We start from the raw sequence: 19,270 nt of genomic DNA on the forward strand, positions 1-19,270 counted from the left end.
CATGCGCAAATCCATCAGCCGCCTGGCGGCAAGCATCGGCCTGGGCGCCAGCCTGGTCGTCGGCAGCCTGGCGGCCCCCGCCGTGGCACAAGCCGAAGGCAAGATCCGCATCGCCGAGCAGTTCGGCATCGTCTACCTGCTGCTCAACGTGGTGCGTGACCAGCACCTGATCGAGAAGCACGGCAAGCAGCAGGGCATCGACATCGAGGTCGACTGGGCCCAGCTGTCTGGCGGCTCGGCGATCAATGACGCGCTGCTGTCCGGTTCGGTGGACATCGCCGGTGCCGGGGTCGGCCCGCTGCTGACCGTGTGGGACCGTACCAAGGACCGGCAGAACGTCAAGGCCGTGGCCTCATTGGGCAACTTCCCGTACTACCTGGTCAGCAGCAACCCGAACGTGAAGACCATCGCCGACCTTTCTGACAAGGACCGCATTGCGGTGCCTGCGGTAGGTGTTTCGGTGCAGTCTCGCTTCCTGCAATACGCCGCCGCCCAGCAGTGGGGCGACAAGGAATACAACCGCCTCGACAAGTACACCCTGGCCGTGCCGCACCCGGATGCCACCGCCGCGCTGCTGGCCGGCGGTACCGAACTGAACGGGCACTTCTCCAACCCGCCGTTCCAGGACCAGGCGCTGGCCAACAAGAACGTGCATGTGGTGCTCAACAGCTATGACCTGCTCGGCCCCAACTCGCCGACCCTGCTGTTCGCCACCGAGAAATTCCGCAACGACAACCCCAAGACCTACAAGGCCTTTGTCGACGCACTGGCCGAGGCGGCGGACTTCGCCCAGAACGACAAGGCCGCCGCAGCGGATACCTACATCCGCGTGACCAAGGCCAAGATCGACCGCGACGCGCTGATCAAGCTGATCGACAACCCGCAGTACGAGTTCACCGTCACGCCGAAGAACACCTACAAGCTGGCCGAGTTCCTGTATCGGGTTGGCGCCATCAAGCACAAGCCGGCATCGTGGAAGGACTACTTCTTCCAGGATGAACGCCCGCTGCAGGGGAGCTGACCGACCATGACCGCCCCTTTGCCAGGCCACACGGCCAGCAACCTGAGCCGTATCGCTACACCGCCGTTGCTCAAGGTGGACAGCCTGAGCCTCGAATACCGCACCGCGCAACGCGTGGTGCGGGCCACCCACCAGGTCAGCTTCGAAGTCGATCGCGCTGACCGCTTTGTCCTGCTGGGCCCATCAGGCTGCGGCAAGTCGACCTTGCTCAAGGCCGTGGCCGGTTTCATCGCCCCCCAGGAAGGGCAGATCCTGCTGCAGGGCCAGCCGGTCAACGGCCCCGGCCCTGACCGCATCGTGGTGTTCCAGGAGTTCGACCAGTTACCGCCCTGGAAGACGGTGAAAGAGAACGTCATGTTCCCACTGCTGGTTTCCGGCCAGCTCAAGCGCGCCGAGGCCGAGGAGCGGGCCTTGCATTACCTGGACAAGGTCGGCCTGGCCGCCTTTGCCGATGTCTACCCACACATGCTGTCGGGCGGGATGAAGGCACGCGTGGCGATCGCCCGGGCGCTGGCGACCCAGCCGAAGATCCTGCTGATGGACGAGCCGTTCGCCGCGCTCGATGCGCTGACCCGGCGCAAGATGCAGGAAGAACTGCTGCTGTTGTGGGAGGAAGTGCGCTTCACCTTGCTGTTCGTCACCCATTCCATCGAGGAGGCGCTGGTGGTCGGCAACCGTATCCTGTTGTTGTCGCCCCACCCAGGCCGGGTACGTGCCGAGGTGCACAGCCACCAGTACGACCTCGGCAGCCTCGGCGCTGCCGACTTCCAGGCCAGTGCGCGGCGCATCCATCGCTTGCTGTTCGACGAGGCCGAAGCCCCTGAGCCGGCCGATGACCTGGGCTTCAACGACATTCGCATCGCCTACTGAGGAGCTTCAGCCATGACCCCTACACCTGTACGCCAGGAATACGAGGTGCAGCTGGAGCCCTTGCTCAGTGTGCCTGTGGAACGCAATCTACCCTTGGCCCAACGCCTGTGGCAGCACAGCTGGCTGCGCAAGGCGGTGATCCTGGTGGTGATCGCCGCCTTGTGGGAAGCGATCGCCCGCTACCAGGGCAACGACCTGCTGCTGCCGACCTTCCTGCAGACGGCTGCGGCACTGTGGGACGGACTGCTCAGTGGTGAACTGCCGGCCAAGGTCGGCGTGTCGCTGGTGATCCTGCTCAAGGGTTACCTGCTGGGCATCGTGCTGGCCTTCGGCCTGACCAGCCTGGCAGTGTCGACCCAGCTCGGTCGCGACCTGCTGGGGACGCTGACCTCGATGTTCAACCCGTTGCCGGCGATTGCCCTGCTGCCGTTGGCGCTGTTGTGGTTCGGGCTGGGTGACAACAGCCTGATTTTCGTGTTGGTGCATTCGGTGCTGTGGGCGCTGGCGCTGAATACCTATGCGGGCTTTCTCGGGGTATCGGAAACCTTGCGCATGGCCGGGCGCAATTACGGCCTGAAAGGGCTGCGGCTGGTCCTGTACATCCTGGTGCCGGCAGCGTTGCCGTCGATCCTCTCGGGGCTGAAGATCGGCTGGGCGTTCGCCTGGCGCACCCTGATTGCCGCCGAACTGGTGTTCGGTGCCAGCAGTGGCAAGGGCGGGCTGGGCTGGTACATCTTCCAGAACCGCAACGAGCTGTATACCGACAAGGTGTTTGCCGGGTTGGCGGTGGTGATCCTGATCGGCTTGCTGGTCGAGGGGCTGGTGTTCAATACCCTGGAGCGGTTGACTGTTCGGCGGTGGGGCATGCAGCGGTAGTTTTCCTGTGCCGGCCTCTTCGCGGGCACGCCCGCTCCCACAGGTACTTCACAGTGTTCAGGACCTGCGCGATCCCTGTGGGAACGGGCTTGCCCGCGAAGAGGCCAGCACAGGCGACTAATTCATGTACTGTGCAGCCGCATTGCTCAAGGTCCTGGCGATCTCTTCGCGCAGTGCCTGCGGCTCTTCGACCACCACGCCGTCGCCCTGGCTCAGCACCCACCAGCGCAATGGCCCGCCATCTTCCACCGTGGCCCGCAGCCGATGCCCGTGGTCCAGCGCCGTCAATTGCATGTCCATGCTCAACGGCGCTTCACGCAACTGCTTGGCCAATGGATCGCTGACCCAAGCTTGCATCTCGATTCCTGCACCTTGCCCAGGCTGAAGCGAATCACCACGCAAAAATCCCTGCAAATCGAAATTACCCCGCAGCTCGCCAGCAGAGTTCGCCGACCAGTGCCAGCCAAACGGAATGCTCTTGTCATTGCGGTCCAGCGGAAAGATCAGCGACAGTTCGTTGAGGTCCCGTTCCACCGTACGTTTGCTGACATTGAAGCCCACATCGCGCAGGCGCCACACCAGTTCGGCACTGGTGATACCTGGAGAACGGCTGGGTAACTGGCGCAGCAGCGCCCATTGACGGCTGAGGGTGGCGCGGGTGGTGGCGAACGGCAAAAGGTAACGTCCTTGTCTAGGCTTGCCGCAACAGGATGGCGGCTCGAACGGGTCATGGCAATTAGCCATAACTCGTTCAGATCAAGGAATGCGCAATTGGTTGCCTTGCCTCGAATCGTCCGCGACAGGTTTTGACGTGACGTCGCGCAGAATCACGCCTCATCACAGCCGCGGTCGGGCCTGTGGGTCGTTCAATGAGGATGAACATGTCTGCTGTCAGCAATATCCATTCGCTGCTCGCCCGTCTTATGCCTGAGCAGGTCATTTGCCCACCGACACCCGCCGGCAGGCGACAGCGGCTGTTTGCCGGGGTAGGGCAGCCCAGCCAGCGTGCGTTGCTGGTCAACCGACTGGACGAAGCGCACGACCTGCAGGCGGTATACCTGGACCTGCGCCAGCAGGCGCTGGCCGGCAATGTCGCAGCACTCAACGACCTGGGCTGGATCTGGCTGAACGGCAAGTACTGGCGCGCCGACACCGCGCTGGCCGGGCACCTGCTGCGCATGGCGGCGCTGCAGGGCAATGCGGCGGCCTGGTTCAACCTCGGGCAGCAGCATTACTTCGGCAAGGGCGTCGCAACTTCCTATGTCCAGGCCGAGGAATGTTATCGCCAAGCGTTTGAGCGCGGCATGCTGCATGCCGCTGCCGCGCTGGGCGACCTGTATGAAGAAGAGGTCTGCGATGCCGCGCTGGGCTGGCAGGTGAACCTGGTCCAGGCCTATCAATGGTTTCAGCGCGGCGCCGAACGCGGCGAGGCGCGCTGCCGATTCGAGGTGGGCTACCGCTTGCTGCATGGTCTGCATGTGGACGCTGACGTCAAGGCCGCGTTGTATTGGCTGGAGCTGGCGGCTGCAGCCGGAGTCATGCAGGCTGCCGAAGAGTTGGCGGTACATTTCAGCAGCCGCGATGAAGCGCGCTATCTGGATTGGCGTGATCGCGCGGTGCAGATGGGCAGCACATTGGCACTGACCATGAAGCTGGAAGACCAGGTTCAGCCCTGAATGAACATGAATTCATGAGGTCCTCCGTCGCACACGGTTGACGACAGGGGGAGGCACAGGCGTATATTGATAGTTAGCAAACTATGAATATCCTTGGTTCCCCACATGTCCATTGACTCCTTGCGCCTGCAGGTCAGCAGCGGCATGGTGGTTGCCGCTCGCCATTGGCGGCGCATCTGCCACAACGCGTTGATCGGCTACGGTATCTCCGAGGCCTGCGCCGCACCGTTGCTGATGATCGTGCGCTTGGGCGATGGCGTGCATCAGGTGGCCGTGGCCCAGGCTGCCGGCCTGGAAAGCCCGTCGCTGGTGCGCCTGCTCGACCAACTGTGCAAGGCTGGCCTGGTCTGCCGCAGCGAGGACCCGCTGGACCGCCGCGCCAAGGGCCTGAGCCTGACTGCCGAAGGCCGTCGCCTGGCCGAAGCGATCGAAGCCGAACTGGTGCGCGTGCGCCATGACGTGCTGCAGGGGATCGACGAGGCGGACCTGCTGGCCGCATTGCGCGTGCTGCGTGCCTTCGAGGCTGCTGGCCTGGGCATTGCGGGCGGGGCGGCATGAACGGTTTCTTCAGCTCGGTGCCACCGGCCCGCGACTGGTTCTACGGCGTACGTACCTTCGCCGCGTCGATGATCGCCCTGTACATTGCCCTGCTGCTGCAGTTGCCGCGTCCATATTGGGCGATGGCCACCGTCTACATTGTCTCCAGCCCGTTCGTCGGCCCAACCAGCTCCAAGGCGCTGTATCGTGCCGTGGGGACGCTGCTCGGTGCTGCCGGGGCGATCTTCTTCGTGCCGCCGCTGGTGCAGTCACCGCTGTTGCTGAGCATCGCCATCGCCCTGTGGACCGGCACCCTGCTGTTCCTCTCGCTGAACGTGCGCACGGCCAACAATTACGTGCTGATGCTGGCCGGCTACACCTTGCCGATGATTGCCCTGGCGGTGGTCGACAACCCGCTGGCGGTGTTCGACGTGGCGTCCTCCCGGGCCCAGGAGATCTGCCTGGGAATCGTCTGCGCGGCGGTGGTCGGTGCGATTTTCTGGCCGCGCCGGCTGGCCCCGGTGGTGGTGGGTGCCACCGGCAACTGGTTCACCGAAGCGATCCGCTACAGCGACATTTACCTCGCCCGTGAAGCCAGCGCCGACAAGGTCGCAGGCATGCGTGCAGCAATGGTCACCACGTTCAACTCGCTGGAGCTGATGATCGGCCAGCTCGGCCACGAAGGTGCCGGCCCGCACACCCTGAAGAATGCCCGCGAGCTGCGCGGGCGGATGATCCATCTGCTGCCGGTGATTGATGCCCTTGACGACGCTCTGATCGCCCTCGAAGGCCGCGCCCCGCTCCATTACGCGCAGCTCCAGCCAGTGCTGGATGCCGCCCGCGAATGGCTCAAGGGCACCGCCGACAGCGCGTCTGTCTCGCGCTGGACGGCTTTGCACGAGCAGATCGACCGCTTGCAGCCCGGCGCCGCCGCGCTCGATCAGCGTGCCGAGCTGTTGCTGTCCAACGCACTTTACCGCCTGACGGAATGGGCCGACCTGTGGCAGGACTGTTGCTCCCTGCAGCATGCCCTGCGCAGCGACGACCCCAAACCCTGGCGCGCGGTCTACCGCCACTGGCGGCTGGGCCGCCTGACCGCATTCTTCGACCGCGGCCTGATGCTCTACTCGGTGGTCTCCACGGTGCTGGCGATTGTCGTCGCCTGCGGGCTGTGGATCGGCCTGGGCTGGAACGACGGCGCCAGTGCGGTGATCCTCGCCGCGGTGTCGTGCAGCTTCTTCGCCGCCATGGACGACCCGGCGCCGCAGATCTACCGGTTCTTCTTCTGGACCTTGATGTCGGTGATCTTCTCCAGCTTGTACCTGTTCCTGGTGCTGCCCAACCTGCACGACTTCCCGATGCTGGTGCTGGCCTTCGCGATCCCGTTCATCTGTGTCGGCACCCTCACCGTGCAGCCGCGCTTCTACCTCGGCACCTTGCTGACCATCGTCAACACCTCGACCTTCATCAGCATCCAGGGTGCTTATGACGCCGATTTCCTGACCTTCCTCAACTCCAACCTGGCGGGCCCGGCCGGCCTGCTGTTCGCTTTCATCTGGACCCTGGTGATGCGCCCGTTCGGCGTGGAGCTGGCGGCCAAGCGCATGACCCGCTTTGCCTGGCGCGACATCGTCGAAATGACCGAGCCGGCGACCCTGGCCGAGCACCGCCAACTCGGCGTGCAGATGCTCGACCGCTTGATGCAGCACCTGCCCCGCCTGTCGCAGACCGGCCAGGACAGCGGGGTGGCACTGCGCGACCTACGCGTCGGGCTTAACCTTCTCGACCTGCTGGCCTACCTGCCGCGGGCCGGTCAGCAGGCCCGCGAACGCCTGGGCACGGTGATCGAGGAGGTCGGCGCGCACTACGCTGCCTGCCTGCGTGCCGGTGAACGTCTGCACGCGCCAGCCGCACTGCTGCGCAACATGGAGCGGGCACGCCTGTCGCTGAACTTGGATGAACTGTACGAACGCGGCGATGCCCGCACCCACTTGCTGCATGCCCTGGCAGGCCTGCGCCTGGCGCTGCTGCCGGGTGTCGAGGTAATGCTCGAGCCTGCCGAACAACCGCAACTGCCCCCCGGCCTGGACGGAGCGCCCCTGTGATCGGTGAACTGGATATCAGCGGGGTATTCCTGCCCACGCTGCTGGTGATGATGTTTGGCACCTACCTGCTGTTCCTGGGGGTGCACGCGGTGCTGGTGCGCCTGCATTTCTACCGCCTGGTCTGGCACCGGGCGCTGTTCAACGTTGCCCTGTACGCCGTGCTGCTGGGCGCGGTCGACCACTTTTGCCGAAGCCTGATGCTGCCATGAAAAAACCTTTGCTGACCCTGGGCCGTGTGGTCCTGACCTTGCTGGTAGTGACCTTCGCCGCCGTGCTCGTGTGGCAGATGGTGGTGTACTACATGTTCGCCCCCTGGACCCGCGACGGGCACATCCGCGCCGACGTGATCCAGATCGCCCCGGACGTGTCCGGCCTGATCCAGAAGGTCGAGGTGCGCGACAACCAGACCGTCAAGCGCGGCGATGTGCTGTTCACCATCGACCAGGACCGCTTCACCCTGGCCCTGCGCCAGGCCAAGGCGACTCTCGGCGAGCGCCAGGAAACCCTGGCCCAGGCGTCCCGCGAAGCGCAGCGTAACCGCAAGCTCGGCAACCTGGTGGCGGCCGAGCAGCTGGAAGAGAGCCAGTCCCGCGAGGCCCGCGCCCGCTCGGCGGTCAGCGAGGCCCAGGTGGCGGTCGACACTGCCCAGCTCAACCTGGATCGCTCGGTGGTGCGCAGCCCGGTGGATGGTTATCTCAACGACCGCGCACCGCGTGACCACGAGTTCGTCAGCGCGGGTCGCCCTGTGCTGTCGGTGGTCGACAGCGCCTCGTACCACGTCGATGGCTACTTCGAGGAAACCAAGCTGGGTGGCATCCACATCGGCGACGCAGTGGACATCCGCGTGATGGGCGACAACACCCGTCTGCGCGGCCACGTGCAGAGCTTCGCTGCCGGCATCGAAGACCGTGACCGCAGCAGCGGTGCCAACCTGCTGCCCAACGTCAACCCGGCGTTCAGCTGGGTGCGCCTGGCCCAGCGTATTCCGGTGCGCATCGCCTTCGACGAAGTGCCGGAAGACTTCCGCATGATCGCCGGGCGCACTGCCACGGTGTCGATCCTCGAGGGCCAGCGGCCATGAAACAGCTGATCCTCGCGGGGCTCTGCCTGTCCCTGGGGGCCTGCATGATGGTCGGCCCCGATTACCAAGTACCGAAGGACGCGGCGGTGCAACGCAGCGACCTCAACGGCCCGCTGCGCCAGGATGCCGACAGCGTGGTGTCGGCGCCGGTGCCCGAGGACTGGTGGCAGCTGTATCAGGATCAGCGCCTCAACGAACTGGTGCGCCAGGCGCTGAGCGCCAACACAGAGCTGCGCGTCGCTGCGGCGAACATCGCCAAGGCCCGTGCACAGGTCGAAGTGGCTGAGTCCCAGGGTGGCTTCAATGGCGGCATCAAGGCCGGCGCCCAGCGCCTGCAGGAGTCCGGCCAGGCCTTCCTGCTGCCGGAGAAGGTACCGGTGGCCAACATCGGCGAGGCGATCATCAGTGCCTCGTACCAGTTCGACCTGTGGGGCACCTTCAAGCGCGGCACCGAGGCCGCCAAGGCCAACGCCGACGCGGTGCAGGCCGCCGCCGACACCGCGCGCATTACCTTGGTGGCCGACGTGGTCAAGGCCTACACCCAGGTGTGCTCGGCCAACGAGGAATACCACATCGCCCGCGAGTCGCTCGACCTGCAGGAGCAGAGCGTGAAGCTCAACCAGCGCCTGCGTGACGCCGGCCGTGGCGACGAAACTCAAGTCACCCGCTCGCAGACCCAGTTCAAATCCTTGCGTGCCGAACTGCCGCGCTTCAAGGCCGAGCGCGAGACCGGCCTGTATAACCTGGCAGCGCTGCTGGCCAAGCCTGTGGATAAATTACCTGCCGGCACCGCTGATTGCGCCGAGCTGCCGCACCTCAACCAGTTGGTGCCGGTGGGTGACGGTGCGGCCCTGCTCAAGCGCCGCCCGGACGTGCGCCAGGCCGAACGCCAACTGGCGGCGGCCACCGCTGAGATCGGTGTGGCGACCGGTGCGCTGTATCCGGACATCAGCATCGGTGCCCAGGTCGGCACCATCGGTATCCTCGAAGACCTCGGCGATCCGTCGACCAACCGCTGGGGCTTTGGCCCGCAGATCAGCTGGAGCATCCCGACCAACGGCACCCGCGCGCGGATTCGCATGGCTGAAGCCTCGACCCAGGCTGCCTTGGCGCATTTCGATGGCGTGGTGCTGAACGCCATCCGTGAGACCCAGACCCGACTGGCCCAGTACAGCGCCCTGCTGGACCGGCGTGATGCGCTGGCTGAGGCGGAGAAGTCGGCGAAGGAAGCGGCGGACCAGACGCACCGGTATTACCAGGCCGGGCGTGAGTCGTTCTTGGCGGATTTGCAGGCGACGCGGACGTATACCGATGTACGGGCGCAGTTGGCCGCGGCTAACAGCCAGGTGGCGGTGGGGCAGATAGGGGTGTTCCTGGCGTTGGGTGGGGGGTGGAAGGAGGCTGGGAAGCGGTGAGGTTGCGAGGGGTTTGACTGGAGATTGTGTGGGGGCTGACAGGTGCCTGCCTTGGCATTTTCAGCGCCTATGAGATCGAGCGCCGCCCGCGCGGCGCATCGCGGGCAAGCCCGCTCCCACATCTGTTTCGGGCCAATCTCTCCTGTAAAGCCAACAGGGACCGCCCTGTTGGCATGACAATGCATCTCGGTGGGCGCAGATGCCGCTTCACCTGTCTCCAGTCATGCACGAAGGCCTATCGTCGGTCTCCAGTCATGCACCAAGGCGGATCCTGTTGGCGGCACAGGAATAACTGGCCCGAAACAAATGTGGGAGCGGGCTTGCCCGCGATGCGCCGCGCGGGCGGCGCTCGATATCATAGGCGCTGCAAACCTGTCGGCGGGCACCTGTCAGCCCTCACCCTATCCCCCGGCAGGCACCTCCTGAATCCACTGAAGTCCCTTGCTGTCAGACATTTCCGAACCTGAAACCAAATGCTTCAGTTTCTGATTTTTCGGGTTCAGCTCAATTTTTTCTCACTTTCAGGCATCGATGATGAGGGTGAATTGCCAACTCGCGCCATTCGGAATGTGCAGCAGGATTTTTCATGAAATCCACCGGCAGCTCTTGAGCGAAGCCAAGTCGAAGTGAACAATGTTCTCTTTCGCATTCCCTCCGAGACTGGCCATGAAAACCCGTTCCCGTCTGCTCGCCTGGTTGCCGGCCGTTGTGCTCGGCCCGGTGCTGGCGCTGTGCAGCACCCTGGCGCAGGCCGAAGCGCCCGCCGAGGCTGCCAAAGCCCTGCATTTACTGGATTACATTGGCGCCGACTACCCGCCGACCGTGGCAAACGGCAAGGTTATCGACGACGGTGAATACCGCGAGCAGCAAGAATTCAGCGCGGTGCTGGCCGACTTGGTCAAAGGCCTGCCTGCCAATGCCGAGCAAGCTGGCCTGCAGCAAGGCGTGCAAGCGCTGCGCCAGGCCATCGACCAGCGCCAGGACGGCCCAGCGGTAGCCAAGCAGGCCCGCCTGCTGGGCGCACGCCTGGCGGTGGCCTACGAGGTCAGCCAGGCCCCGGTGATTACCCCGGACGCGGCCCGTGGCGCCTCGCTGTATGCGCAAAACTGTTCGATTTGCCACGGTGATACCGGCGCGGGCGACGGCCCGGCAGGTGTGGGCCTGGAGCCAGCCCCGGCCAATTTGCGTGACACCGCACGTCTCGATCAGCTGAGCCTGTTCGACCTCTACAACACCCTGGCCCTGGGCATCGATGGCACCGAAATGCCGTCCTTCGCCGACCAGCTGGATGAACGCCAGCGCTGGGACGTGGCAGCTTACATCGCCAGCTTCACGGCCAAACCTGAAGCCGCCAAGGGCGACAAGGCCTGGAACATCGCCGACCTGGCCCGCCAGACCCCGGCCGAAGTCGCGGCAAACGAAGGCGCCGCGTCGGTCGAGGCGTTCCGCGCCCAGCGTGCCCAGCCGCCGCAGGTCAAGCGCGGTCCGTCGCAGTTGCTCGCTTACACCGCCAGCACTCTGGACAAGAGCCTGGCGGCTTACCGTGCAGGTGATCGTGATCAGGCCTACGACCTGTCGGTAGCGGCTTATCTGGAAGGCTTCGAACTGGTCGAAAGTTCGTTGGACAACATCGATACCGTAGCGCGCAAGAGCACCGAAAAGGCCCTGATGGCCTACCGTCAGTCACTGCAGGACGGCCTCCCGGTGGCCCAGGCTGAGCAACGTCTGAGCGAAGCGAAGGCCAAGCTCGACCAGGCCGCCAAGCTGCTGGGCAGTGATGGCTTGAGCTGGTCGCTGAGCTTTATTTCCGGCCTGCTGATTCTGCTGCGTGAGGGCCTCGAAGCGATCCTGGTGCTGGCCGCTGTGCTGGCCTTCTTGCGCAACACGGGCCAGCAGTCGGCCATACGCAGCGTCAACATCGGCTGGGGCCTGGCGCTGGTTGCAGGCTTTGCCACCTGGGCCGTGGCCGCCTATGTGATCGACGTCGGCGGTGCCCAGCGTGAGCTTCTGGAAGGCAGCACGGCCTTGTTCGCCAGCGTGATGGTGCTGTGGCTGGGTGTGTGGATGCACGATCGCCGCCATGCTGCTGCCTGGCAGGACTACATCAAGAGCAGCCTGGTCAGTGGTGGCGGGCGCTTCGGCTTTGCCGTGCTGGCGTTCTTCTCGGTGTACCGCGAGCTGTTCGAAGTGATCCTGTTCTACGAAACCCTGTGGCTGCAGGCCGGCCCAGCGGGCCACCAGGCGGTGCTGGCCGGTGGTGCCACGGCGCTGGTGCTGCTGGTGGGCCTGGCGTGGGTGATCCTGCGCGGGTCGGCGAAGCTGCCGCTGTCGCTGTTCTTCAGCATCAACGCCGGGTTGCTGTGCGCCCTGTCGGTGGTGTTCGCCGGGCATGGCGTGAAGGCGCTGCAGGAGGCGGGCGTGCTGGGCACGCGGCCGATGGCGTTCTTCGAATTCGACTGGCTGGGGATTCACCCCGATGTTTACTCGCTGAGTGCGCAGGCGGTGGCGTTGCTGGCGATTCTGGTGTTGTATGGGCGTAGTCGCCTGAGCGAGAAGCGTCGGGCAACAGCTAACTGATTGGGGGCCGCTGCGCGGCCCATCGCGACGCAAGGCCGCTCCTACAGACGATCGCGTTCCCTGTAGGAGCGGCCTTGTGTCGCGAAAGGAGGGCAAAGCCCTCCCAGCTTTCTCGAGGAAAAATGCAATGCGCATCTGGATCGACGCCGATGCCTGCCCCAAGGCAGCCAAGGACCTGATCGTCAAATTCGCCCTCAAGCGCCAGCTCGAGGTCATCATGGTTGCCGGCCAGGCCGTTGCCAAGCCGGCCTTCTCGATCGTCCGCCTGATCGTGGTGCCCAGCGGCATGGACGCGGCCGATGATTACCTGGTCGAGCACGCTGTGCCTGGCGAGCTGGTGATCTGCAGCGACGTACCGCTGGCCGACCGCCTGATCAAGAAGGGCGTGGCCGCGCTGGATCCGCGTGGCCGTGAGTTCGACGAACGCAACATGGGCGAGCGCCTGGCGGTGCGCAACCTGTTCACCGAGCTGCGTGAGCAGGGCCAGGTCGGAGGCGGGCAGGCGCCCTATGGCGACCGCGAGAAGCAGGCGTTCGCCAATGCTCTGGACCGTATCCTCACCCGCCTGGGCAAGGGCTGATCACTCCCCTTCGTGTGTCAGCTCCAGCACCCGGTCGACCAGTTTGTAGATGCCACTGGCGGCTTCACTGATCGACTTGGCCACCATGTAGGCCGGGGTGGTCACCAGCTTGCGCTGGGTGTCTTCGACGATGTCATGCACATCACACACTTCGTGCTTGCCGCCCATCTTTTCCACCGCCGCCGCGGTACCTGCGTCATTGCCGATGGTGCAGACCACGCCCGGGCCATAGATCTTCGCCGCCAGCGCCGGCGAGATGCAGATCAGGCCGATCGGCTTGCAGGCTTCGGCGAAGGCTTCGGCCAGGCTCAGCACGTCCGGGTTTACCGTGCATTCGGTGCCTTCCACGGCAAAGTTGGACAGGTTCTTCGCCGCGCCGAAACCACCGGGCACGATCAACGCATCGAAATCCTCGGCCTTTGCCTCACGGATGTCCTTCACTTCGCCACGGGCGATTCGCGCCGACTCGGTCAGCACATTGCGTGACTCGGGCATTTCCTGACCGGTCAGGTGGTCGATCACGTGCATCTGCGCAATGTTCGGCGCAAAGCACTGCACCTGTGCGCCGCGCTGGTCCAGGCGCAGCAGGGTGATCACGCTTTCGTGGATTTCCGCGCCGTCGTACACACCACAGCCGGAAAGAATCACCGCTACTTTCTTGGTCATGCTCATTACTCCATTTTCGAGGCGCTAAATGTCGTCTAGTTTGGCAGATGTGGCCATAGGGATTACGCCGGGCGCATCCTAATCTCTGTGGATAACCCTATCGAGCGTTGCCCATGGACCTGATTCTGCTGGCCGTGCCGTTTTTCTTCGTGCTGATCGCTGTGGAGCTGATTGCCGACCGCGTGCGCGGCCAACGCAACTTCACCCTTGCCGATTCGATCAACAGCCTGAGCACCGGCGCGCTGTCCACCAGCACCGGCCTGTTGACCAAAGGGGTCGGGCTGCTGAGCTATGCGCTGGCCTGGGAGCACCTTGCGCTGCTGCGTCTGCCGTCGAATGCCATGTGGGTCTGGCTGCTTGCTTTCGTGCTGTACGACCTGTGCTACTACTGGCTGCACCGTCTGGGGCACGAGCGCAACGTCCTGTGGGCGGCGCACTCGGTTCATCACCAGAGTGAGGAATACAACCTCACCACCGCCCTGCGCCAGACCAGCAGCGGCTTCATCTTCTCGTGGATCTTCTACTTGCCGCTGGCGCTGATCGGCGTGCCGCCCGTGGTGTTCATCACCGTGGCGTCGCTGAACCTGCTGTATCAGTTCTGGGTACATACCCGGCATATCCCCAAGCTTGGCTGGCTCGAGTGGGTGTTGATCACGCCCTCCAACCATCGCGTCCACCATGCGCAGAATCCTGTTTACTTGGATCGCAACTACGGCGGCGTGTTCATTGTCTGGGACCGTCTGTTCGGCACTTTCAGGGAGGAAAACCCGGCCGAGCCGGTGGTGTTCGGTGTGACCACGCCCTTGGCCAGCTGGAATCCGCTGTGGGCCAACCTGCAGTTCTACGCCCAGCTTTACAGCGATGCCCGCCGCACGCGCAGCTGGAAGGACAAGCTGCGCATCTGGTTCATGCCCACTGGCTGGCGCCCGGCCGATGTCGCGGCAGCTTATCCACAGGCGAAGCAGAACCTGGCGTTGTTCCGCAAATTCGAGATTGCCCTGGGCCGGGCGTGGCAGGTGTACGTGGCGGTGCAGTTCGCGGTCTACATCGCGTTGGGCAGTTATCTGATGGACGTGGCCGAACGTGTGCCAAGCGCCGCGCTGGTGCTGGGTTGGTCGCTGATGGCGTTTGGCTTGTTCGTGCTGGGTGCGGCCCTGGAAAACCGGCCGTGGGCGGTGCGCCTGGAACTGGCGCGCCTGCTGACGCTGGTGCCGTCGCTGTACCTGGCCGGCACGCTCGGCTTAGCGGTGGTCGTGCCCGTGTTCTGGCTGCTTCTCGGTGTTTACCTGCTGTTCAGCGTTGGCGGGCTGTTCTTCTGCCGCCGCGCGGCGTTCGGCACGCAGGGTACGAAAACGCCGGCGCAGCCAGAGCAGGCCACCCAGCAACAACAGGCCGCCGAGCACCCATAGCTCGTACTTCTTGATGCTGCCCAGCATGCCTTCGAGGATAGCGCCGAAGTGATAGGCCGCCAGGCCCAATACCAGGGCCCAGACGGCGGCGCCGATGCCGTTGAGCAGCAGGTAGCGACGCGGCGAGTAGCCAGACAGGCCGATGGCGATCGGCATCACCGTGCGCAAGCCGTAGACGAAGCGGAAGCTCAGCACCCAGATGTCGGGGTGGCGGCGGATATGCTCCAGCGCGCGGTCACCCATGGCCTGCCAGCGCGGCTTGCGCGCAAGGATCTTGCGCCCGTGGCGTCGGCCCATGAAGTACCACAGTTGGTCGCCAGCGTAGCTGCCACAGAAGGCCACCAGAACCACCAGCTTGATGTCCATGTATTCGCGGAACGCAAGGAATCCCGCAAGTACCAGAATGGTCTCGCCTTCGAAGAAGGTGCCTAGAAAAAGGGCAAAGTAGCCGAAATCCTGCAGGAATTGTTGGAGCATTTTCTGAGGTGCTGGCGAAATGAACGCGCAGCCTACCCCTTCGCGCGCATTCGTGAAAGTGTCCAAATGTGTCTCGACGTGAACAATTCCTACACGGACAATACCGGCAGCCTGAAGTCGCGGCTTGCGCGAAGCGGTAACACAGCCGTCATAATGGGCGCTTATCTTGCCGCTCAATTGATCATAGGGCGTTAACGTCCTCAGGAACGTCAGATGAATAATGAAGTGCTAACCCCTGTCGCGATCAAGGACGCCCAGGCAGTCCCCGAACAGATGGTACAGACCCCGCCAGACCTGCCCGAGGTCGTCGAGCCGGTGGTCGAAGTCGCCGCTCCGGCCCCTGCGCCGACGCCGGCCATTGCCGTCCCGAGCCTGGACGACAGCAGCCTGTACATTCATCGCGAACTTTCCCAGCTGCAATTCAACATCCGTGTGCTGGAGCAGGCGCTGGACGAATCGTACCCGCTGCTCGAGCGCCTCAAATTCCTGCTGATCTTTTCCAGCAACCTCGACGAGTTCTTCGAGATTCGCGTCGCCGGCCTGAAGAAACAGATCAACTTCGCCCGCGAACTGGCCGGCGCCGATGGGCTGCAGCCGCATCAGGCGCTGGCACGTATCAGTGAGCTGGTGCACATCGAGGTGGAGCGCCAGTACGCGATCCTCAACGATGTGCTGCTGCCGGAGCTGGAAAAGCACGCCATCCGCTTCATTCGTCGCCGCTACTGGACACCCAAGCTCAAGTCCTGGGTGCGCCGTTACTTCCGCGACGAGATCGCGCCGATCATCACCCCGATCGGCCTTGACCCGACCCACCCGTTCCCGCTGCTGGTGAACAAGAGCCTGAACTTCATCGTCGAGCTCGAAGGGGTCGACGCCTTCGGCCGCGATTCCGGCCTGGCGATCATCCCGGCGCCACGCCTGCTGCCGCGCGTGATTCGTGTGCCGGAGGAGGTTGGCGGCCCAGGCGATAACTATGTCTTCCTGTCGTCGATGATCCATGCCCACGCCGATGACCTGTTCCAGGGCATGAAGGTGAAGGGTTGCTACCAGTTCCGCCTGACCCGCAACGCCGACCTGGCGCTGGACTCCGAAGAGGTCGACGACCTTGCCCGTGCGCTGCGCGGTGAGCTGTTCTCGCGCCGCTACGGCGATGCCGTGCGACTGGAAGTTGCCGACACTTGCCCGAAACACCTGTCGGACTACCTGCTCAAGCAATTCAGCCTGAGCGAGAGCGAGCTCTACCAGGTCAACGGCCCGGTCAACCTGACCCGCCTGTTCAGCATCACCGGCCTCGACAGCCACCCGGAGCTGCAGTACACGCCGTTCACCCCGGCGATCCCCAAGCTGCTGCAGAACGCAGACAACATCTTCAGCGTGATCGGCAAGCAGGACATCCTGCTGATGCACCCGTTCGAGTCCTTCACTCCGGTGATCGACCTGCTGCGCCAGGCCGCCAAGGACCCGCACGTGCTCGCCGTGCGCCAGACCCTGTACCGTTCAGGGGCCAACTCGGAAATCGTCGACGCCTTGGTGGATGCGGCGCGTAACGGCAAGGAGGTCACTGCGGTGATCGAATTGCGCGCGCGCTTCGACGAAGAGTCCAACCTGCAGATGGCCAGCCGCCTGCAGGCTGCCGGTGCGGTGGTGATCTACGGTGTGGTCGGGTTCAAGACCCACGCCAAGATGATGCTGATCCTGCGCCGCGAGCAGGGCGAGATCGTGCGCTATGCGCACCTCGGTACCGGCAACTACCACGCCGGTAACGCCCGCCTGTACACCGACTACAGCCTGCTGACCTCCGACGACGCCCTCACCGAGGACGTCGGCAAGCTGTTCAGCCAGCTGATCGGCATGGGCAAGACCCTGCGCATGAAGAAGCTGCTGCACGCGCCATTCACCCTGAAGAAGGGCATGCTCGACATGATCGCCCGGGAGACTCAGTTCGCCCTGGAAGGCAAGCCCGCGCACATCATCGCCAAGTTCAACTCGCTGACCGACGCCAAGGTCATCAAGGCGCTGTACAAGGCCAGCCAGTCGGGCGTGAAGATCGACCTGGTGGTGCGCGGCATGTGCTGCCTGCGTCCAGGCATTCCGGGGGTTTCGCACAACATTCAGGTGCGCTCGATCATCGGCCGCTTCCTCGAGCACACGCGGGTGTTCTACTTCCTCAATGGCGGCGAAGAGCAGATCTACCTGTCCAGTGCCGACTGGATGGAACGCAACCTCGACAAGCGCGTCGAGACGTGCTTCCCGGTCGAGGGCAAGAAGTTGTTGCTGCGGGTGAAAAAGGAGCTGGAAGGCTACCTGACCGACAACACCCACGCCTGGACCTTGCAGCCTGACGGGCGCTACGTGCGCAGCACCCCGACCGGCAACCAGAACCCACGCAGTGCCCAGGCGACCCTGCTGGAGCGCCTGAGCAACCCGGTCCTCAACGTACGCTGAGGACGAAGCCGACCCGGGCCAGCCACTCCGCCTCATTGGCGAAGTCGGCCTGGGTCAGCTGGTTCTGTTCCAGCCAGCCTTCAGGGAACACCACTTCAAGGCTGTCTTCGCCGGCCTGCAGCTCTACCTTGGGCATCTGCTGGTTGCCACGGATATGGTGGAACAAGATGGCGAAGCGCAGCAGCACGCACAGGCGGATCAGCTGCACGGCTTCGTCGCCGAATTCCGAAAACTTGTCCTTGGGGATGTTGCGCCGATGGCCGCGCACCAGCAGCGCCATCATCTGCTGCTCGTCGCGAGAAAACCCCGCCAGGTCGGAGTGCTCGATCAGGTAGGCGCCATGCTTGTGATAATGGTAATGGGCGATATCCAGGCCGATTTCATGGATTTTCGCCGCCCAGCCCAGCAGGTCGCGCCAGTTGCCTTCTTCAAGCTTCCAGGCCTTGGCCACCTGGTCGAAGGCGTGCAGTGCCTTGCGTTCGACGCGTGCCGCCTGGCCCTGATCGACGTGATAACGCTCCATCAGCGAATTGAGGGTGCGCTCGCGTACATCCTCGTGGTGGTGGCGGCCGAGCAGGTCGAACAGCACGCCTTCACGCAAGGCGCCGTCGCAGTGGTCCATGCGCTGCAGCTCCAGGGCGTCGAAAATGGCTTCGAGAATCGCCAGGCCGGCCGGGAAGATGGCCCGCCGGTCGGGTTTGATGCCTTCGAAATCGATCTTGTCGGCCTCGCCGAGCTTGAACAGCTTGCGCTTGACCCAGGCCAGGCCCTCGGCATTCACCTCGCCGTTGCCCAGGCCGCCGGCCTTGATTGCGGCGCCGATGGCGCGGATGGTGCCGGACGAGCCGATGGCCTCGTCCCAGGTCAGGCGATGCAGGGCGTTTTCGATGCTCATCAGTTCCAGGCGTGCGGCGGTGTAGGCCTGGGCGTAGCGCGCCGGGGTGATCTTGCCGTCGCGGAAGTAGCGCTGGGTGAAGCTCACGCAGCCCATTTGCAGGCTTTCGCGCAGCAGCGGTTCGAAGCGCTGGCCGATGATGAACTCGGTACTGCCGCCGCCAATGTCGGCGACCAGGCGCTTGCCGGGCGTGTCGGCCAGGGTGTGCGACACGCCGAGGTAGATCAGGCGTGCCTCTTCACGGCCGGAGATGACTTCGACCGGGTGGCCGAGAATGGCTTCGGCGCGCTGGATGAATTCGTTGCGGTTGCGCGCTTCGCGCAAGGCATTGGTGCCGACGATGCGCACGGAGCCTGCCGGCATGCCGTTGATCAGTTGGGCAAAACGCTTGAGGCATTCCAGGCCTCGCTCCATGGCTTCTTCGCTGAGCTTGCGCTCATCGTCGATGCCGGCGGCCAGCTGAACCTTCTCGCCGAGCCGCTCGAGAATGCGGATTTCGGTATGGTGAGCCTTGGCCACGACCATGTGGAAGCTGTTGGAGCCCAGGTCGATGGCGGCGATCAGGGACAGGTTCTTCGCGGAGGTATGCGGCATTCTGTGTGTTCTCGGTCGGTAACCCGGCAATCGTGCCACGATCCTT

The 19,270-nt window shown here is 64.2% G+C and carries 16 protein-coding genes and 1 pseudogene; 13 read left to right on the top strand and 4 right to left on the bottom strand.

The window, feature by feature from the left end; all coding sequences use genetic code 11:
- Nucleotide 1 precedes the first annotated feature (1 nt).
- The 3 genes from ACTORR_RS15150 to ACTORR_RS15160 are packed head-to-tail and all read left to right on the top strand — an operon-like array spanning nucleotide 2 to nucleotide 2,767.
- The gene (locus tag ACTORR_RS15150; protein WP_099814410.1) at nucleotides 2–1,021 is read left to right on the top strand and encodes an ABC transporter substrate-binding protein; all 1,020 of its coding nucleotides are present in this window, start codon (nucleotides 2–4) and stop codon (nucleotides 1,019–1,021) included.
- A 6-nt stretch (nucleotides 1,022–1,027) separates the two neighbouring features.
- Complete coding sequence (locus ACTORR_RS15155; RefSeq protein ID WP_054883922.1) at nucleotides 1,028–1,891, top strand: ABC transporter ATP-binding protein; 864 nt, start codon at nucleotides 1,028–1,030, stop codon at nucleotides 1,889–1,891.
- A gap of 12 nt (nucleotides 1,892–1,903) precedes the next feature.
- Entirely contained in the window at nucleotides 1,904–2,767 is an 864-nt protein-coding gene (locus tag ACTORR_RS15160) for an ABC transporter permease (RefSeq protein WP_262108111.1), read from the top strand.
- Between the two features lie 117 nt (nucleotides 2,768–2,884).
- Here the strand turns inward: ACTORR_RS15160 and ACTORR_RS15165 are convergent, their stop codons facing one another.
- On the bottom strand, nucleotides 2,885–3,442 hold the full coding sequence (locus ACTORR_RS15165; protein WP_054883921.1) for a WYL domain-containing protein: 558 nt from the start codon (nucleotides 3,440–3,442) through the stop codon (nucleotides 2,885–2,887).
- Between the two features lie 206 nt (nucleotides 3,443–3,648).
- Between ACTORR_RS15165 and ACTORR_RS15170 the strand changes: the two genes are divergently transcribed.
- The 8 genes from ACTORR_RS15170 to ACTORR_RS15205 all read left to right on the top strand — a co-directional run bounded on the left by ACTORR_RS15170 (nucleotide 3,649) and on the right by ACTORR_RS15205 (nucleotide 12,738).
- Complete coding sequence (locus ACTORR_RS15170; protein WP_313365501.1) at nucleotides 3,649–4,443, top strand: tetratricopeptide repeat protein; 795 nt, start codon at nucleotides 3,649–3,651, stop codon at nucleotides 4,441–4,443.
- Nucleotides 4,444–4,548: 105 nt separating this feature from the next.
- Nucleotides 4,549–5,001 (top strand): MarR family winged helix-turn-helix transcriptional regulator, encoded by a 453-nt coding sequence (locus ACTORR_RS15175; protein WP_054883919.1) that lies wholly within the window; start codon nucleotides 4,549–4,551, stop codon nucleotides 4,999–5,001.
- Entirely contained in the window at nucleotides 4,998–7,085 is a 2,088-nt protein-coding gene (locus ACTORR_RS15180; protein WP_054883918.1) for an FUSC family protein, read from the top strand. Before ACTORR_RS15175 ends, ACTORR_RS15180 begins: the two co-directional genes overlap by 4 nt.
- Complete coding sequence (locus tag ACTORR_RS15185) at nucleotides 7,082–7,294, top strand: DUF1656 domain-containing protein (protein WP_016392395.1); 213 nt, start codon at nucleotides 7,082–7,084, stop codon at nucleotides 7,292–7,294. The genes ACTORR_RS15180 and ACTORR_RS15185 overlap by 4 nt, the downstream gene beginning before the upstream one ends.
- Nucleotides 7,291–8,166, top strand: a complete 876-nt coding sequence (locus ACTORR_RS15190; RefSeq protein WP_054883917.1) for an efflux RND transporter periplasmic adaptor subunit — start codon at nucleotides 7,291–7,293, stop codon at nucleotides 8,164–8,166. The genes ACTORR_RS15185 and ACTORR_RS15190 overlap by 4 nt, the downstream gene beginning before the upstream one ends.
- Nucleotides 8,163–9,581: a TolC family protein gene (locus ACTORR_RS15195; protein WP_313365500.1), complete on the top strand. Its 1,419-nt coding sequence runs from the start codon at nucleotides 8,163–8,165 to the stop codon at nucleotides 9,579–9,581. The genes ACTORR_RS15190 and ACTORR_RS15195 overlap by 4 nt, the downstream gene beginning before the upstream one ends.
- A gap of 633 nt (nucleotides 9,582–10,214) precedes the next feature.
- Entirely contained in the window at nucleotides 10,215–12,158 is a 1,944-nt protein-coding gene (locus ACTORR_RS15200) for an FTR1 family protein (protein ID WP_441343706.1), read from the top strand.
- A 127-nt stretch (nucleotides 12,159–12,285) separates the two neighbouring features.
- Nucleotides 12,286–12,738 (top strand): YaiI/YqxD family protein, encoded by a 453-nt coding sequence (locus tag ACTORR_RS15205; RefSeq protein WP_099814414.1) that lies wholly within the window; start codon nucleotides 12,286–12,288, stop codon nucleotides 12,736–12,738.
- Here the strand turns inward: ACTORR_RS15205 and elbB are convergent, their stop codons facing one another.
- Nucleotides 12,739–13,404, bottom strand: a complete 666-nt coding sequence (gene elbB / locus ACTORR_RS15210) for an isoprenoid biosynthesis glyoxalase ElbB (protein WP_099814415.1) — start codon at nucleotides 13,402–13,404, stop codon at nucleotides 12,739–12,741.
- 341 nt (nucleotides 13,405–13,745) lie between these two features.
- On the opposite strand from elbB, the pseudogene ACTORR_RS15215 reads away from it, so the two are divergent.
- Nucleotides 13,746–14,144, top strand: a pseudogene (locus ACTORR_RS15215) (sterol desaturase family protein); the annotation flags it as partial.
- Nucleotides 14,145–14,645: 501 nt separating this feature from the next.
- Here the strand turns inward: ACTORR_RS15215 and ACTORR_RS15220 are convergent.
- Nucleotides 14,646–15,290, bottom strand: coding sequence for a DedA family protein (locus ACTORR_RS15220; protein WP_177332348.1), 645 nt, complete (start codon nucleotides 15,288–15,290; stop codon nucleotides 14,646–14,648).
- Nucleotides 15,291–15,503: 213 nt separating this feature from the next.
- Here ACTORR_RS15220 and ppk1 point away from each other — a divergent pair, with 213 nt between their 5' ends.
- On the top strand, nucleotides 15,504–17,735 hold the full coding sequence (ppk1, locus tag ACTORR_RS15225) for a polyphosphate kinase 1 (protein WP_054883906.1): 2,232 nt from the start codon (nucleotides 15,504–15,506) through the stop codon (nucleotides 17,733–17,735).
- Here the strand turns inward: ppk1 and ppx are convergent.
- The gene (gene ppx, locus ACTORR_RS15230) at nucleotides 17,722–19,224 is read right to left on the bottom strand and encodes an exopolyphosphatase (RefSeq protein ID WP_054883905.1); all 1,503 of its coding nucleotides are present in this window, start codon (nucleotides 19,222–19,224) and stop codon (nucleotides 17,722–17,724) included. The genes ppk1 and ppx overlap by 14 nt on opposite strands.
- Nucleotides 19,225–19,270: the final 46 nt, after the last annotated feature.

The sequence above is a fragment of the Pseudomonas sp. SAR267 genome (genome assembly GCF_052077595.1).
In the GTDB taxonomy this organism is placed as follows: domain Bacteria; phylum Pseudomonadota; class Gammaproteobacteria; order Pseudomonadales; family Pseudomonadaceae; genus Aquipseudomonas; species Aquipseudomonas vlassakiae.

Coding starts and splice junctions, on each gene's coding strand:
- ACTORR_RS15150 (WP_099814410.1), top strand. CDS start 2: ATGCGCAAATCCATCAGCCGCCTGGCGGCAAGCATCGGCCTGGGCGCC.
- ACTORR_RS15155 (WP_054883922.1), top strand. CDS start 1,028: ATGACCGCCCCTTTGCCAGGCCACACGGCCAGCAACCTGAGCCGTATC.
- ACTORR_RS15160 (WP_262108111.1), top strand. CDS start 1,904: ATGACCCCTACACCTGTACGCCAGGAATACGAGGTGCAGCTGGAGCCC.
- ACTORR_RS15170 (WP_313365501.1), top strand. CDS start 3,649: ATGTCTGCTGTCAGCAATATCCATTCGCTGCTCGCCCGTCTTATGCCT.
- ACTORR_RS15175 (WP_054883919.1), top strand. CDS start 4,549: ATGTCCATTGACTCCTTGCGCCTGCAGGTCAGCAGCGGCATGGTGGTT.
- ACTORR_RS15180 (WP_054883918.1), top strand. CDS start 4,998: ATGAACGGTTTCTTCAGCTCGGTGCCACCGGCCCGCGACTGGTTCTAC.
- ACTORR_RS15190 (WP_054883917.1), top strand. CDS start 7,291: ATGAAAAAACCTTTGCTGACCCTGGGCCGTGTGGTCCTGACCTTGCTG.
- ACTORR_RS15195 (WP_313365500.1), top strand. CDS start 8,163: ATGAAACAGCTGATCCTCGCGGGGCTCTGCCTGTCCCTGGGGGCCTGC.
- ACTORR_RS15200 (WP_441343706.1), top strand. CDS start 10,215: ATGTTCTCTTTCGCATTCCCTCCGAGACTGGCCATGAAAACCCGTTCC.
- ACTORR_RS15205 (WP_099814414.1), top strand. CDS start 12,286: ATGCGCATCTGGATCGACGCCGATGCCTGCCCCAAGGCAGCCAAGGAC.
- elbB (WP_099814415.1), bottom strand. CDS start 13,404: ATGACCAAGAAAGTAGCGGTGATTCTTTCCGGCTGTGGTGTGTACGAC.
- ACTORR_RS15220 (WP_177332348.1), bottom strand. CDS start 15,290: ATGCTCCAACAATTCCTGCAGGATTTCGGCTACTTTGCCCTTTTTCTA.
- ppk1 (WP_054883906.1), top strand. CDS start 15,504: ATGAATAATGAAGTGCTAACCCCTGTCGCGATCAAGGACGCCCAGGCA.
- ppx (WP_054883905.1), bottom strand. CDS start 19,224: ATGCCGCATACCTCCGCGAAGAACCTGTCCCTGATCGCCGCCATCGAC.